A 15,784-nucleotide genomic window follows, 5' to 3' on the forward strand; every position below is an offset into this window, starting at 1 on the left:
ACGACTTCGTCGTCACTTCTTCGTCTTGCCGGAATCCTTCACCGCCTCGAAGGTCGCGAACTCGACGTTATAGAGTTCGCCGTCGACCTTCTCGACCTTGCGGATATAGATGTTCTGCACGATGTCGCGGGTTTCCGGATCGATCGAGATCGGGCCGCGGGGGCTTTCCCACTTCATGCCCTTCATCGCCGCGACCAGCGCGTCGCCGTCGGTCTTGCCGCCGGTCTTCTTCAGCGCCTCGTAGATCAGGCGGATGCCGTCATAGCCGCCGACCGCCATGAAGCCGGGACGCTGGCCGAACGCCTTCTTGTAGGCGGCGACGAATTCCTTATTCGCGGCAGAGGGATGCGCGGCGGAGTAGAGATGCGCCGTCACCGTGCCGAGCGCGGCATCGCCCATGCCGTTGAGCAAGTCGTCGTCCATTACGTCGCCGGGGCCGATCACCTTGATGCCCGCCTTGTCGAGGCCGCGTTCGGCATATTGCTTCATGAAGTTGCCGCCCTGCCCGGCCGGCACGAACACGAACACCGCGTCGGGCTTGGCGTCCTTCATGCGCTGCAAGAACGGAGCGAAATCAGGGTTTTGCAAGGGCACCTTCACCTCTTCGACGATCTCGCCGCCGCCGGCGGTGAAGTTCTGCTTGAAGAAGTTTAGGGCGTCGTTGCCGGGTGCGTAGTCGGAGGTCAGCGTCGCGACCTTCTTGATGCCGTTCTTGGCGGCCCAGTCGCCGATGATGGTCGACGACTGCGCCAGCGTGAACGAGGTGCGCACAATATAGGGCGAGCGCTCGGTGATGATCGAGGTGCCCGCCGCCATCACGATTTCGGGGATTTTCCCCTGCGTCGCCAGCGGCGCCGCCGCAAGCGCTGCCGGCGTCACGCCAAAACCCGCGATGAAATTGACCTTGTCGTTGACGATCAGTTCCTGCGCCAGGCGCTTGGTGTTGTCGGGAACCGCCGCGTCATCCTTGAGGATGACTTCGATCTTCTTGCCGGCGACGGTATCGCCGTTCTGCTGCATGTAGAGCTTGACCGCATTGTCGATCTGCTTGCCGGTCGATGCCTGGCCGCCGGTCATCGGCAGGATCAGGCCGATCTTGACGGTCTCCTGGGCGTGAGCCGGCGCAAGCGCCAGCATCGCGGCGACCGAGCCTGCGGCCAGCAATAGTTGACTGCGAATAGACATGAGCATCTCTCCCCCTGATCGGCCTTGTGTCTCGAACCGAGTCCCCGGCCCTTGATCGCACCATAACCCAGATTTTTCCGCCGGGTAGCGCGGCAACATGGCGTACTTGACCGCCCTTTTGTCAATCGGACCATCGGCGTGTCGCAGCGAACAAGCCGCATAGCCGTGAACGCGATGGTAATGTAATACGATCCGATATCCCTGCCCGAACCTCCTGCAATTATCGCCTATTTGTACGATTGTACAAATGAAATGGTCCTGTCAACAAAGAACCGTCTCTCGCCGATTCTCCTAGGCGGCGCCCTAAATCCATCATCCTTAGAGGGTATGGTTGTAATCTTCTGCCGATGCCGACCAGCGCGCGCCATATTGTCACGATCGTCACCGTTGCCCTTGCGGGCTGCGGCCTGGCCGGCTGTGGAACCATCAACGAGAAACTCGCTGCCGGCGTCAGCGATGCCATTCCGGCCGCGATCGGCGGAATTCCCGCGGATGCACCGCCACGCCCGGGGACCGCAAAGTACGACGAGTACATGCGGGAGCGCGAGCGAAAGCGCCTAATGCCGGCTTCCGAGCGCGACAAGGAGACCAACCCGGCTCCCGCGTCCCGGGATGCGGCGCGCTAATCCATAAACACGACCGTCTTGCGGCCGTTGAGGATGACGCGGTCCTCGAGGTGATGGCGCATGGCGCGCGCGAGCACGCGGCGCTCGATATCGCGGCCCTTGCGTGACAGATCTTCCGGCGTGTCGCGATGGCTGATGCGCTCGACGTCCTGGTCGATGATCGGGCCTTCGTCGAGGTCGCGCGTGACATAATGCGCCGTGGCGCCGATCAGCTTGACGCCGCGTTCATGGGCCTGGTGATAGGGCCGCGCGCCTTTGAAGCCCGGCAGGAACGAGTGGTGGATGTTAATGCAGCGCCCGGACAGTTTTGCCGACATTTCGTCCGACAGGATCTGCATGTAGCGAGCCAGCACAACGAGATCGGTCCCAGTGCCCTGAACCAGTTTCCAGACCGCCTCTTCCTGCTCGCGCTTGGTTTCCTTCGTCACCGGCAAACAGTGGAACGGAATCTCGCCGAAATCGAGCGAACTGTAGGTCTCGCGCGGATGGTTGGAAACGATCGCGGTCGGGATCATCTCGAGTTCGCCGGTGCGCCAGCGATAGAGGATGTCGACCAGGCAATGATCCGATTTGGAAACCAGCAGCATCACCCGGCGGCGGCTGGCGCGGTCGCGCATCTGCCAATCCATGTTGAAGCGCTCGGCGATTGCGGTAAAGCCGGTCTGCAGCGCCTGCAGTTCGACGGCGAGGTCGGCGGCGGTGAACACCACCCGCATGAAGAATTTCTTGGTCTCGACGTCGTCGAACTGCTGGGCGTCCAGAATGTTCTGCCCGTTATGGGCCAGAAAGGTCGACACCGCGGAAACGATGCCGGGGCGATCCGGGCAGGACAGGGTCAGGACGAATTGATGATCGGGCATGGCGGACTTGATTACAATTCAGGCAGAAGGGTGAAAACCGCGGATTTGCGGCCTTGCTCTATCACCGCGGACGCGCTTGCGCCAATCCGGAAATCGGGGTCAGGATGAACAAAGCGCGAAGCAAAAGCGTTGGAGCGAGATCATGGCTGACAGATTGAACGGTTACCGCATCCTGATCCTGGAAACCCGCGAGGAAGCGCAGTTTTCCCGCCTGCTCACCGAACAGGGCGCCGACGTGCTGCAATGTCCGATGTTTACCATCCACGACGCGGCGGACCCGGCGCCAATCGAAGGCTGGATCAGGCGGTGCATTGAACAGCCCTTTGACGACCTCGTGCTGATGACGGGCGAAGGCCTGCGCCGGCTGATGAAGGTCGTGCGGCGTCTCGATGCCGAACAGGCGTTCGTCGCCGCGCTCGGCAAGGCGCGCAAATTTGCGCGCGGGCCCAAACCGGGCAAGGCGCTGCGCGAAATCGGGCTGGAGCCACAGATGACGACGGAAAAGCCAACCTCCGAAGGCGTCGCCGAGATGCTGTCGCGGCTTGATCTCCGCGGCCATCGCCTCGGATTGCAGCTCTACCCGGACAAGGATCATGGCGTCCTGATCGGCGCGATCAAGGCGCAGGGGGCCGAGGTCGATACGGTGCTGCCCTATGTCTACGACGCGCAGGCTGCGGATGCCAACATCCTCACTGCGATCGACGAAATGGCGGAAGGCCGCATCGACGCGATCGCGCTGACCAATCTCGGCCAGGTTCGCCGCCTGATCGAGGTAGCGCGGGCGCGCGGCTGCGAGGATCGTTTACGCGAAGGGCTCGATCGCACGCCAATCGCTTCGGTCGGACCGGCGGTGTCGGATGAACTCAAGTCGCACGGCCTGCGCACCGATATCTATCCGGCCGAGGATGCGTTCTTCATGCGGCCGCTGATTTCGGCAATGGCCGCGGCGCTCGGCAAGAATCCGCCGCGCGCGGCTGCGCGAAGCTGACAGTTCAGACATAAACCGGATTACCTGCAACCAGCCAAACGTCCGGTTTGCCGCTAAAGCGGACATTACGCGCTGATCTGCGCATGTCCGCGAGGAACCAATGGCGGTCACTCTCGAGGGGCGCCTGTCGATCAACCAGAATGCCCGCTCGCCAATTCACCCGTCCGGCAGCCCTGCTTTGCGCATGCCTTCGGCAATCCGCGCACGCTGTGCGAGACAGGTCGAATTGTCCGTTGGCGTACTGGCATGGAAGTGGGAGAGAGTGAAATTGGGATCGATGGCCAGTCCGGTCTGTATCGAACCTCGTGCTTCCTCGATCCGCCCGAGATGAGCCAACGCCGCGGCAAGGTAGACGTGAACGAACGCGGCGACATTCCGATTGGTCTCAATGGCCCGCTTGAACCAGTAGACAGCAGCTTCATCGGCCGCAAGATATGACTGCGCGACGCCGGCATTAATCATCCAGGTGAACGCCCTATTGTCGCGGGGAGAAAGCCGAAATGCCTTCATGATGTAGGCTTCAGTTTCCTCGGCTCGACCCAGATAACATTTGCCAAGCCCAATCCACGCGTAAGCGCCGGCCAGATTTCGATCTAGCGCCAACGCGCGCTCACATTCGGCGATGCCCTGAGCGGCTCGTTTAGTAAAAATCTGAACGACGCCAAGGAGGCAATGCGCGATGGCGTGGTCTGGCAGATACGTAAGCACCTTGGCCAAAGACATTTCGGCCGCCAGGAGGCGTGCAGTCCGGTCGCCAGTCTGCATGGAAGTTCCCCGCATGGCATCGACGAACGCCATACCAACCATTGCTTCAATGTTGCCGGCGTCCAGGCAGAGGGCCTGTTCGAAGAACTTACGCGCTTGCGATAGGTTTGCGGGGTCCGATCCCCGGTGCACACTCGCCATGCCCTGGAAATACAGGTCCATCGAATCTGGATGTGGCGCCCGCGCCGCTCGTCGTGCCTCGGCCGTGACCAACTCCGTTCCGAGCTGATTGGCAAGACGCGCGCCAATTTCATCCTGTGTGTCGAACAGATCGGCGATTGGCTTGTCGAATCGTTCGGCCCACAGATGATTGCCGCTTTCGGCATCGATGAGCTGGACGTTGATGCGTATGCTGCCTCCACCGCGCTGCACGGACCCTTCGAGGATATAGCGAACGCCGAGTTCTCTACCGATTTGCTTCAGATCGACATGCCTTCCCTTATAGGTGAAAGCAGTGTTGCGACCGATCACGAAGATGCCGACCATGCGCGACAGGTCCGTGGTCAGGCTCTCGGTCACGCCATCGGCGAAATATTCCTGCTCAGGATCAGGGCTCAGATTGGTGAACGGCAGAACGACTAGCGAGGGTCTATCAGGAACGGCCAAGCCCGACGTCGGCGAGGCGCGCGCGACCATTGCGGCCGCAGGCCCGGACGTTTCGTGCACCGGGCCGATGAACCGGACGCCCTTGCGCGGAAAGGTCTTGATGAGGCGCTGTTCATCTCCGGAATCTCCAATCGCTTTCCGCGCAGCATTCAGGCGGGTCGTCAGAGCCGCATCTGAGACAACGCGGCCTTCCCAAATGGCTCTTATGAGGTCGTCCTTGCTGACGACGCGTTCCCGGTTGCCGATCAGATATTTCAGCAAGTCGAACGCCTGCGGCGCGATGGCGATGACATCCGTCCCGCGCCGAAGCTCGCGCCGGTCGGTATCAAATACATAATTTTCAAAGAGATAGCGCAAGCCAATTTCCCGCGTGGCGGTCAAGCGTCGAACGCCCTGTGACACTGTTGGAAATACAAGAATAAGCCGACAGTAAGGGAAAGGTAAGACGAAGATTAAGCGTATCCATACTTGCCGTGGTACATCCCGAGCTGGAAGATTCAAACCAGGGAAACAGTCCATGATCACTCGTCGTGACTTGTTGACCGTGTCGGCGGCCAGTGTCGCGCTCTCTGCTGTTGGTCTTGTGCCGCAGGGCAACACACAACCGCTCCCAAAAACTGTGCACATACTGACGGGCTTCACGCCCGGGCTGCTTGACGCCCTGGCGAGGCTCATTGCGGGTCAGATGAAAGATTATTCGGAGACAATCGTCGTCGAGACCCGGCCGGGTGCGGGCGGTCGTGTCGCCGTGGAGGCGGTGAAGACCGCCGACCCCGACGGATCGGTCATGCTAATCGCGCCGCTTGGATTCATGATGCTTTACCCGCACGTCTACAAGACGCTCAGATATGAGCCGCGGGATTTTACTCCGGTGTCGACGGTCGCCTCGACGCCAACATTGCTGACGGTAGGCCCGAGGGTGCCGGATGATGTAAGGACTCTTGCCGACTTCGTCGGATGGTGCCGCGCCAACCCCAAACACGCCACCTACGGCACGACGGGTGTTGGAACGACACTGCATTTCCTCGGTGCGCTGCTGGGGCGCACCGCGGGCTTCGATTATCTTCACGTGCCTTATCAAGGGAATGCCTCTATTCAGGATCTGCTCAAAGGCGAGATCGCATCAGCCATCATGCCGATCGGCAGCTCCCTGGGCCTCGTCCGATCCGGAGATCTTCGGGCACTGGCGGCCACCGGGCCTCGCCGCAGCTCGTTTCTTCCCAGCGTGCCGACGGTGGCGGAAGCCGGTTATCCGTCGCTTGAGGACCTCACCTGGTATGGATTTTTTGTTCCGATGAAGACGCCGGCGGCTATGGTCGAACGGCTCAACAGTGCGATACAGGCGGCCCTGCGCACCCAAGAAGTAAAATCCGGCATAATGAAATTAGGAGTAGAGGTTGACGCGATCTCGATGGGCGACTTTGCCCGGCTGATCGCATCCGAATCCGAACGGTGGAAAGCGATCGTGCAGGCAACTGACTTCACACCGACCAACTAAGGATTCCGGTGGCGGGCCGGCCAAGAGTCCGGGGCCTCATCCTATTCGGGGGAACACATGAGAAGATCAGGGTCCGTCTTTGATCTGGTGCAGGCCCATCGTGTCACGGCGGTGATCTATGTCGCCGCGAAACTCAATCTCGCTGAGGCCTCGGAGATGATGCAGAATTGACGGCCGAACTGGCGAAGCTGGTGTCCGCTGATGAAAGCGCGCTGCGCAGGCTGCTCATTGCCCTGACGAGGATTGGTGTCTGCAACCGAGCCGACTGCAACAAGTTTGGGATGACCGACGCTAACATCATCACCGCCATCGACGAGACGGCGGCCGGGCGCATCGGAGCGATCGCGCTGACTAATCTGGGCCAAGTTCGCCGCCTCATCGAGGTAGCGTGGACGCGCGGCTGCGGGGATCGCTTGTGCGAGGGCCTCGAGCGTACGCCAATCGCTTCGGTCGGACCGGCGGTGTCGGATGAACTCAAGTCGCACGGCCTGCGCACCGATATCTATCCGGCCGAGGATGCGTTCTTCATGCGGCCGCTGATTTCGGCGATGGCCGCGGCGCTCGGCAAGAATCCGCCGCGCCCGGCTGCGCGAAGCTGACCGCCGTACTCCGCATTATTTGCGGCCAGTCAAACGTCGCTTTGTCGTTGAACATGGACGTTGCGCGCTGATCTCCGGACGTCCGCGAGGCCAAAAGGCGACATTGGCCCCTTCGGGCCTTATCGAGGCGTCTGGTAGGTATACTGCGGCTATCGGGGACCGAGAAGCCGCGACCGTTATGACGATGGTGCGGCGAGATTTGGCGCTGCTTCCTGAAAGTCCCGGGCCCTGATTTCCCGGAATGATACCAAGCGGCGCTGCGCCTCGTCCCATAACACAAGCCGTACACACCGAAAGCTCTGCAGCAGCGTTATGTGGCCGACGTCGCGCAGTTCAGGGTGGTCGCGCAGCACGCGCGGCAGCCGGTAATAGGGAATACGACTGCAGAGGTGATGCACATGGTGAATACCGATGTTGGCCGTGAACCAGCGTAGCAGCACCGGCAGCTCGTAATGTGAGCTGCCGTACAGGGCGGCTTGATGCAGGTTCCAGCTCTCGTCGCGTTCCCACGTCGTGTGCTCAAATTGATGCTGCACGTAGAACAGCCATACGCCGGCGGTGGCGGCGAGGAGCGTAATCGGAAGATGCACGAGCAGGAACGCCTTGATGCCGATAAACCATGTGAGCGCAGCGACGACGACGGCAATCGCGAGATTGGTTGCCATTGTACTGGCCCAAGGCTGCCAACCATTGCGCATGAGGCCGACCGGGATCCTCTGTTGCAAAAGAAACAGATAGGCTGGTCCGACCCCGAACATGATCAGCGGGTGGCGGTAAAGACGGTATTTCAGACGACCCCACCATGAAAGAGCCCGGTATTCACGCACTGTCAGCGTATCGACATCGCCGATACCGCGGCGATCGATGTTGCCGGTGGTGGCATGATGAATCGCATGCGTGCGGCGCCAATAGTCGTAAGGGGTGAGCGTGAGCACGCCAATGATGCGGCCGACCCAGTCATTCGCCAGACGGCCGGCAAAAAAGGTGCCATGACCGCAGTCGTGCTGGATCATGAACAGGCGTACGAGAAAGCCAGAAGCCGGAATCGCGATAAGTAGTGAAGCCCAGGCATAGCCAAGAGAGAACGTGAACCAAGCCGCGGTCCATAACATTATCAGCGGCAAAGCCGTGATCGCCAGTTCGGCAATGCTGCGCAGCCGAGTTGGGGTGCTGTATTTGCCCAAAATGCGCTTCCAACGCCGAGCGTTGAGGACGTCTTCGCCGCCGTTGGAAGGTTGAATGAAGCCAAAGCCCTTTTGGCTGTTTGACCACCGCACTGTTCTCTTATGCACGGAGATATCCCTTCTGACAGTGCATGTAAGGTCGAGGCGCCGATGGATCGGCACCTTCTCGGTTGATCGATTTTGGAGAAGGGTCTGAAACGTGCGTGCCTGCAAGGAGCAAGGCAAAGCGGGCCCAGTCGTTCGGCCAAGTGTCGATTACCCGCATATGGACACGAATTGGGGGGAGGTCAAGGAGACTGCAGATCCGCGTTCCGCGTGCCCCTTGGAGGCTTTCGGACGCCGGCCGCCGAACACTCGGCGCCGTCCTCAAGCGGCCGGCAATCCCTTCACACTTGCGGACATCACGATGCGGCTGATCCGCGACTGCTATGGCCCCCGAAAGCGGACATTGCCTATTGCGCCACAGTCTTGCCTCACCGCCAGTTTGATCAATATCCGCCCTAGTCCACCTTGGCGCCGGCGAACTTGACCACCTTGCCCCACTTCTCGGTTTCGTCCGCCACCAGCTTGCCGAAATCGGCGGGGGAGCCCGGCAGCAGAATGGCGCCGATCTCGGCGAACCGGGCCTTCACCTTGGGATCGGCGAGGATTTCGTTGACGGCACCGTTGAGCCTGTCGACGATTTCCGGCGGCGTTCCCTTGGGTGCTGCGAGGCCATACCAGGCGCTTGCCTCGTAACCGGGGAGGAAATCGGCGACCAGCGGCAGATCCGGCAGCACGTCCGAGCGCGTCGTGCTGGTGACCGCAAGACCGCGAAGCTTGCCGGATTTAACATGCTCGGCGCAGGTCGGAAGGTTGTCGAACATGACGTGCATCTGGCCGGAGAGCATGTCGGTGAGTGCCGGCGCGCCACCGCGGTAGGGCACATGCTGCATGTTGGTTCCGGTGAGCATCTTGAACAGTTCGCCCGACATGTGGATCGTGGACCCGTTGCCTGAAGACGCCATGTTGAGCTTGCCCGGATTGGCCTTGGCATAGGCGATCAGCTCGGGAATCGACTTTATCGGCAGCGACGGGTGCACCACCACGACATTGGGAAAGCGGATGATGCCGGCGATCGGCTCCATCTCCTTCATGAAATCGAAGGGTAGCTTGTCGTAAAGCGTGGCGTTGATGGCGTTCGCCGGCGCCACCAGAAGCAGCGTGTAGCCGTCAGGCGTGGCGCGCAGCACCTGCTCGGTGGCGATATTGGTGCCGCCGCCCGGCCGGTTCTCGATCACAAAGGATTGCCCGAGCTTTTCCGACAGCCACTGCCCCATCAGGCGCGACGTGAGGTCCGCCGAGCCGCCGGGCGTATAGCCGATCACGAGGCGCACCGGTCGCGATGGGTAGGCCTGCGCAGTTGCGATGCTTGACGTAACGGGGAGCGCAGCCGCGCCGGCTAAGAGCTGCAAGAACTGGCGACGCTGATATTTCATCATGCTTCCTCCACAACACGCGCCGGCGGCTCTTTGCGGCCGCTCGGTGCGTGCATCCTAGAGCATGATCAGGAAAATTGGGTATCGATTTTCGTCAGAGAGAGGCGAAATGCTTTCGCGTTAACGCGAACTGACAGGACTTTTCGTTCAGCGAGCTAGCCGCTCACCACGTGCTCGCTGAGGTAAGCCTGGTAGGCGAGCCGAATGCCGTCCTCGAGCTTCGTGCTGGCGCGCCAGCCCAGTTTTGCCAAGCGGCTGACGTCGAGCAGCTTGCGCGGCGTGCCGTCGGGCCGCGAAGTGTCGAAACCGATCTCGCCGGTATAGCCCACGGTCACCGCGACGACGCGGGCGAATTCGGCGATCGTGATGTCCTCGCCGGTGCCGATGTTGACCAACTCGCTATCCGAATAGGTCTTCATCAAATGGATGCAGGCGTCCGCAAGGTCGTCGACATAGAGGAATTCGCGGTGTGGCGTGCCGGTGCCCCAGACCACGACCCGCTTCGCGCCGGAAACCTTGGCCTCGTGAAAGCGGCGGATCAGCGCGGCGACGACGTGGCTGTATTCGGGGTGATAGTTATCGCCGCGCCCATAAAGATTGGTCGGCATCACATTGATAAAGTCGGCACCATATTGACTGCGATAGGCCTCCACCATCTTGATGCCGGCGATCTTGGCAATTGCATAGGGCTCGTTGGTCGGTTCCAGCGGGCCGGTCAGCATCGAGTCCTCGCGCAACGGCTGGGGCGCCAGTTTTGGATAGATGCAGGATGAGCCCAGGAACATCAGCTTCTCGGCGCGGTTGACATGCGCCGCATGGATCACGTTCGCCGCAATCGCCAGATTCTCGTAGAGGAATTCGGCGCGCAACGTGTTGTTGGCGGCGATGCCGCCGACCTTGGCGGCGGCGAGAAACACCACCTGCGGACGCCTGGCGGCGAACCAGCGGTTGACCGAGGCCTGATCGCGCAGATCGATCTCATTCCGGGTTACCGTCAATAGTTCGACGCCTTCCCGCGCCAGCCGGCGCACCAGCGCGGAGCCGACCATGCCGCGATGGCCGGCGACGTAGACCGTCTTGCCTTTGAGCTCAAACGGAATGCCTGCCACCCGCCGCCTCCAGCCGCGCTTCTTCGAGATCGCTCGCAACCATCTCCTTGACCATCTGGGTGAAGGAGGTCTTCGGCTTCCAGCCCAGTTTCTCCCGCGCCTTGCTGGCATCGCCGACCAGAAGATCGACCTCAGTCGGCCGGAAATAAACCGGATCGATGCGGACCATGGTCTTTCTGGACTTGGCGTCGACGCCGGTCTCGTCGACGCCCTTGCCGCGCCACTCAACGCGGCGGCCGATTTCGGCAAACGCCAGTTCGACGAACTCGCGCACCGAACGGGTCTCGCCGGTCGCCAGCACGAAATCGTCGGGCGCATCCGCCTGCAATATCTTGTGCATGCCCTCGATATAATCCCGCGCATGGCCCCAGTCGCGCTTGGCTCCGAGATTGCCGAGATAGAGTACTTCTTCGAGGCCAACCTCGATGCGGGCGACGCTGCGGGTGATCTTGCGGGTGACAAACGTCTCGCCGCGGATCGGGCTCTCGTGGTTGAACAGGATGCCGTTCGAGGCAAACATGCCGTAGGCCTCGCGGTAATTCACCGTAATCCAGTAGCCATAGAGTTTCGCGACGCCATAGGGAGAACGCGGATAGAACGGCGTGGTCTCCTTCTGCGGCACCTCCTGGGCGAGACCGTAGAGTTCAGACGTCGAGGCCTGATAGAACCGCGTCTCCTTCTCCATGCCGAGGATCCGGATCGCTTCCAGCAGCCGCAGCACGCCGATGGCGTCGGCATTCGCGGTATATTCCGGGCTTTCAAAACTGACGCCGACATGACTCTGGGCGGCGAGGTTGTAGATCTCGGTCGGCCTGATCTGCTGCATCAGCCGGATCAGGTTGGTCGAGTCGGTCATATCCCCGTAGTGCAGCAGGAACGGCACCTTGCGGGAATGCGGGTCCTGGTAGAGATGATCGATGCGCGCGGTGTTGAACGAGGATGACCGCCGCTTGACGCCGTGGACCTCATAGCCGAGGCCGAGCAGATATTCGGCGAGGTAGGCACCGTCCTGGCCGGTGACGCCCGTGATCAGCGCCACGCGCCGCTGTGAATCCTGAGCCACCATATCTTCTCCAAACATCTGCCGTCGCGGCAGGCCATAGCATTCGACCTGCGCCAAGTCTATCGCCAAAGCCATTTGAAATCAGGCTCTTAGGCACCTAATCGCCATGGTGGCGCAAGCGTTCGAGTTCGATGATGGTGACGCCGCCATATTCGAGCCGCAGCAAGCCCTCCTTCTCAAGCCGCTTCAGGCACTGGTTGGCATTTTGCCGCGAAATACCGGAGAGCGCTCCGATTTCTTCCTGCGTGATCTCGAGATGGCGCGTCATGTCCGGATAGAGAATCGGGTTGAACAACGATGCAATGGAGCGCGCGACACGGCTGGTTGCGTCGAGCGTGCGGCCATGTTCCACCGCTCCGATGAACTGGCCGAGCCGCTCGTTGAGTTGCCGGACCAGAAAGCGGTTGAAGGCGACGCTGTTCTCGAACAGCCAGAAGAAGGTGGCGCGATCCATCAGCGCGAGCCTCGTGTCCCGCAACGCCACCACGTCGTAGCGGCGCGGCTCGCTCTTCAGCACCGTGCCTTCGCCGAACCAGGCACCCGCCGTGAGGCCGGCGAAGGTGGCGGCCTTGCCGCCGCTCGACACGGTACTCATTCGGGCAAGACCGGTGACGATGCCGGTCCAGTAGTCAAAGGTATCGCCGCGCATGAAGATATGCTCGTTGGCGCGGTAGGATTTCTCGACGATGCCGGCACGGGCGACCTCGATTTCCCGCTCATTTAATTCACGCGACCAGGCCGCGATGCGCTTGAGGTAATCCGCAGCAATCATGATCGCATCGACCGTCGCATCCCACACTTGCTGCACTGCAACAGAAGTGCGGCCTGGCAAATTTCCCGACGAATTGTCAGGCAAAAGACATTTCAAACTATCGCATTGCTCTAAGGAGGGCCACCTCGGCGGGTGCGTCCATGGCGACTGTTCGGGGTGCGGCGTTACCACGCGTGATGCCGGCGTGGTCGGCATCGTTAGTCGGATGGCCGGAAGGTCAGTCCGGATGTAAGATTGCGGGTGCAATTGCGAACGATAGATAAAGAGCGCGGCAAGCGCCTTATCTGGAGGGAATGAGTGGCTCATACGTTGGAAGTGCGCGGCGTGTCGCTGCGCTTCGGTGGCGTCCGTGCGCTGACCGAGGTCTCGTTCGGCGTGAACGAGGGCGAATTGTTCTCGATCATCGGCCCGAACGGCGCCGGCAAGACCTCAATCGTCAATTGCATTTCCGGCCGCTACAAGCCGACCGAAGGCCAGTTGTTCTACCGCGGCAAGGATATCACCGGCCTCAATCCGAACGCGCGGCCTCCGCTCGGTATCGGCCGCACCTTCCAGAACCTGGCGCTGTTCCACCATATGAGCGTGCTCGACAACATCATGGTCGGGCGACACCACCTCTTGAAAAACAACTTCATCACGGGATCGCTGTACTGGCTGACGGGCGCGCGCCGCGAGGAACTCGAACACCGCCACAAGGTGGAGGAGATCATCGATTTCCTCGACCTGCAGTCGGTGCGCAAGGCGACCGCCGGCACCCTGCCCTACGGCCTGCGCAAGCGTGTCGAGCTCGCCCGCGCGATGGCGCTGGAGCCGCAGTTGATCCTGCTCGACGAGCCGATGGCCGGCATGAACTTCGAGGAAAAAGAGGACATGGCGCGCTACATCGTCGATCTCAACGAAGAGTTCGGCATGACCGTCATGATGATCGAGCACGATATGGGCGTGGTGATGGATATCTCTCACCGCGTCATGGTGCTGGATTTCGGCCGCAAGATCGCCGAGGGCGATCCAGCGTCGGTACTCGCCGATCACCATGTGAAACGCGCCTATCTCGGTGAAGAGGACGAGGTCCTCGTCGATCCGGACGACAATCCCGTGGCTGCGGAGAGCGTCGCATGATGGATTATGCCGGACGCGCCGCCCAGGCCGATACCTTTCCAAAGCTGCTGCGTCTCAACGCAAGGGAGCACGGCAGCGAGATCGCGTTGCGCGAAAAGGATCTCGGGCTGTGGCGCGTCTTCACCTGGAGCGATTACCAGACGCGCGTACACGATTTCGCGCTCGGCTTGGTCGAACTGGGTCTTAAGCGGGGCGACGTCATCGGCATCATCGGCGACAATCGCCCGGACTGGGTGGCGGCCGAAATCGCAACGCACGCTATCGGCGCCATGAGCCTCGGCCTTTACCGCGACGTGCTGGACGAGGAAGCGGCCTATCTGCTTAGCTATGGCGAGGCCAGACTGGTGTTCGCCGAGGATGAAGAGCAGGTCGACAAGCTGCTGGCGCTGGCCGACCGCGCGCCCAATCTCAAGCACATCGTTTATTCCGATCCGCGCGGCATGCGAAAATATGACGATCCGCGCCTGATGGAAGCCGAGAAGTTGGCCACGATGGGCCGCGACCGCGCCGCGCGCGAGCCCGGGCTCTACGACCGGCTGGTCGATGCGACGAGGGGTGAGGACGTCGCGATCCTCTGCACCACGTCCGGCACCACGGCCAATCCCAAGCTCGCGATGCTGGCCGCTGGCCGCGTCCTGAAACATTGCGCGACGTATCTGGCATTCGATCCCAAGGGGCCGGATGACGAATACGTCTCGGTGCTGCCGCTGCCCTGGATCATGGAACAGGTCTACGCGCTCGGCAAAGGGCTGCTGTGCCGAATGAAGGTCAACTTCGTCGAAGAGCCCGAGACCATGATGCACGATTTCCGCGAGATCGCGCCGACCTTCGTGCTGTTCGCGCCGCGGCTCTGGGAATCGATCGCCGCCGACGTCCGCGCCGGCGTGATGGACTCCTCGCCGCTGAAACAAAAGCTGTTCGACTTCGGCATGAAGGCCGGACTATCAGCGCTCGCGCAGGGCAAGCATTCGATGTTTGCCGACCAGTTGCTGTTCCGCGCGCTGCGCGACCGACTCGGCTTCACGCGGCTGCGCTCGGCCGCGACCGGCGGCGCCGCGCTCGGACCGGATACGTTCAAGTTCTTCCAGGCGATGGGCGTGCCGCTGCGTACGCTCTATGGCCAGACCGAGATGCTGGGGGCCTACACGCTGCATCCTGCCGGCAAAGTCGATCCGGATACGACGGGCGTGCCAATGGCCGCCGACATCGAGCTCCGCGTCGACAACCCCGACGTCAACGGCGTCGGCGAAATCGTGGTGCGCCACCCCAACATGTTCCTTGGCTATTACAAGAATCCGGAAGCCTCGGTCGCCGACATCAAGGACGGCTGGATGCACTCCGGCGACGCGGGCTACTTTAATGACGATCGGCAGCTCGTCGTCATCGACCGCATCAAGGATCTCGCCGAGACCTCGCGCGGCGAACGCTTCTCGCCGCAATATCTGGAAAACAAGCTAAAATTCTCGCCCTACATCGCCGAGGCCGTCGTGCTCGGCGCCGGCCGCGACACGCTGGCCGCGATGATCTGCATCCGCTACTCGATCATCTCGAAATGGGCGGAGAAGAACCGCATCTCATTCACGACCTACACCGACCTCTCCTCACGCCCCGAGGTCTATGCGCTGCTGCGCAAGGAGGTCGAGGGGGTCAACGCCACGCTGCCGCCGGCGCAGCGCATTTCCCGCTTCCTCCTGCTCTACAAGGAGCTCGACGCCGACGACGGCGAGCTGACCCGCACCCGAAAGGTCCGCCGCAGCGTCATCAACGAAAAATACGCAGATATCATCGACGCGATCTATGCCGGCAGGAGCGACATTCCCGTCGATACCGTGATCCGATTCCAGGACGGCACTACCCAGCGTATCCGCACCACGCTTCGGGTCGTCGATCTCGGCGCGCCTGCGGCTATGGCGGAGGCCGCGGAATGATCGG

Annotated in this window: 13 protein-coding genes and 1 pseudogene; 6 read left to right on the plus strand and 8 right to left on the minus strand. The window is 61.4% G+C overall.

Annotated elements, in window-relative coordinates; all coding sequences use genetic code 11:
* Positions 1–12 precede the first annotated feature (12 nt).
* Entirely contained in the window at positions 13–1,185 is a 1,173-nt protein-coding gene (locus HCN58_RS28645; RefSeq protein ID WP_171582700.1) for an ABC transporter substrate-binding protein, read from the minus strand.
* A gap of 347 nt (positions 1,186–1,532) precedes the next feature.
* Here HCN58_RS28645 and HCN58_RS28650 point away from each other — a divergent pair, with 347 nt between their 5' ends.
* Positions 1,533–1,811 (plus strand): hypothetical protein, encoded by a 279-nt coding sequence (locus HCN58_RS28650; RefSeq protein ID WP_171582701.1) that lies wholly within the window; start codon positions 1,533–1,535, stop codon positions 1,809–1,811.
* Here the strand turns inward: HCN58_RS28650 and purU are convergent.
* Positions 1,808–2,671: a formyltetrahydrofolate deformylase gene (gene purU / locus HCN58_RS28655; protein ID WP_171582702.1), complete on the minus strand. Its 864-nt coding sequence runs from the start codon at positions 2,669–2,671 to the stop codon at positions 1,808–1,810. The genes HCN58_RS28650 and purU overlap by 4 nt on opposite strands.
* A 142-nt stretch (positions 2,672–2,813) precedes the next feature.
* On the opposite strand from purU, the gene HCN58_RS28660 reads away from it, so the two are divergent.
* On the plus strand, positions 2,814–3,659 hold the full coding sequence (locus tag HCN58_RS28660) for a uroporphyrinogen-III synthase (RefSeq protein WP_171582703.1): 846 nt from the start codon (positions 2,814–2,816) through the stop codon (positions 3,657–3,659).
* Between the two features lie 156 nt (positions 3,660–3,815).
* Here HCN58_RS28660 and HCN58_RS28665 read toward each other — a convergent pair whose 3' ends face one another.
* Complete coding sequence (locus tag HCN58_RS28665) at positions 3,816–5,387, minus strand: winged helix-turn-helix domain-containing tetratricopeptide repeat protein (RefSeq protein ID WP_171582704.1); 1,572 nt, start codon at positions 5,385–5,387, stop codon at positions 3,816–3,818.
* 160 nt (positions 5,388–5,547) lie between these two features.
* Between HCN58_RS28665 and HCN58_RS28670 the strand changes: the two genes are divergently transcribed.
* Together HCN58_RS28670 and HCN58_RS28675 are read left to right on the plus strand one after the other, a co-directional pair.
* Complete coding sequence (locus HCN58_RS28670) at positions 5,548–6,528, plus strand: tripartite tricarboxylate transporter substrate-binding protein (protein WP_171582705.1); 981 nt, start codon at positions 5,548–5,550, stop codon at positions 6,526–6,528.
* A 287-nt stretch (positions 6,529–6,815) separates the two neighbouring features.
* Positions 6,816–7,127: pseudogene (locus tag HCN58_RS28675) on the plus strand (uroporphyrinogen-III synthase); the annotation flags it as partial.
* 176 nt (positions 7,128–7,303) lie between these two features.
* On the opposite strand, the gene HCN58_RS28680 reads toward HCN58_RS28675, so the two are convergent.
* The 5 genes from HCN58_RS28680 to HCN58_RS28700 all read right to left on the minus strand — a co-directional run bounded on the left by HCN58_RS28680 (position 7,304) and on the right by HCN58_RS28700 (position 12,733).
* Positions 7,304–8,368 (minus strand): fatty acid desaturase, encoded by a 1,065-nt coding sequence (locus HCN58_RS28680; RefSeq protein ID WP_311966890.1) that lies wholly within the window; start codon positions 8,366–8,368, stop codon positions 7,304–7,306.
* Between the two features lie 443 nt (positions 8,369–8,811).
* A complete protein-coding gene (locus tag HCN58_RS28685) occupies positions 8,812–9,789 on the minus strand; it encodes a Bug family tripartite tricarboxylate transporter substrate binding protein (protein ID WP_171582706.1) in 978 nt (325 codons plus the stop codon).
* A gap of 155 nt (positions 9,790–9,944) precedes the next feature.
* Positions 9,945–10,898, minus strand: coding sequence for a GDP-L-fucose synthase (gene fcl, locus HCN58_RS28690; RefSeq protein ID WP_171582707.1), 954 nt, complete (start codon positions 10,896–10,898; stop codon positions 9,945–9,947).
* Positions 10,879–11,964: a GDP-mannose 4,6-dehydratase gene (gmd, locus tag HCN58_RS28695; protein WP_171582708.1), complete on the minus strand. Its 1,086-nt coding sequence runs from the start codon at positions 11,962–11,964 to the stop codon at positions 10,879–10,881. Before gmd ends, fcl begins: the two co-directional genes overlap by 20 nt.
* Positions 11,965–12,058: 94 nt before the next feature.
* Entirely contained in the window at positions 12,059–12,733 is a 675-nt protein-coding gene (locus HCN58_RS28700; protein ID WP_171582709.1) for a Crp/Fnr family transcriptional regulator, read from the minus strand.
* 297 nt (positions 12,734–13,030) lie between these two features.
* Between HCN58_RS28700 and HCN58_RS28705 the strand changes: the two genes are divergently transcribed.
* A complete protein-coding gene (locus HCN58_RS28705) occupies positions 13,031–13,852 on the plus strand; it encodes an ABC transporter ATP-binding protein (RefSeq protein WP_171582710.1) in 822 nt (273 codons plus the stop codon).
* On the plus strand, positions 13,849–15,780 hold the full coding sequence (locus tag HCN58_RS28710; protein ID WP_171582711.1) for a long-chain fatty acid--CoA ligase: 1,932 nt from the start codon (positions 13,849–13,851) through the stop codon (positions 15,778–15,780). The genes HCN58_RS28705 and HCN58_RS28710 overlap by 4 nt, the downstream gene beginning before the upstream one ends.
* Positions 15,781–15,784: the final 4 nt, after the last annotated feature.

Origin of the sequence: Bradyrhizobium australiense, assembly GCF_013114825.1 — a bacterium.
Taxonomy (GTDB): Bacteria; Pseudomonadota; Alphaproteobacteria; order Rhizobiales; family Xanthobacteraceae; genus Bradyrhizobium; species Bradyrhizobium australiense.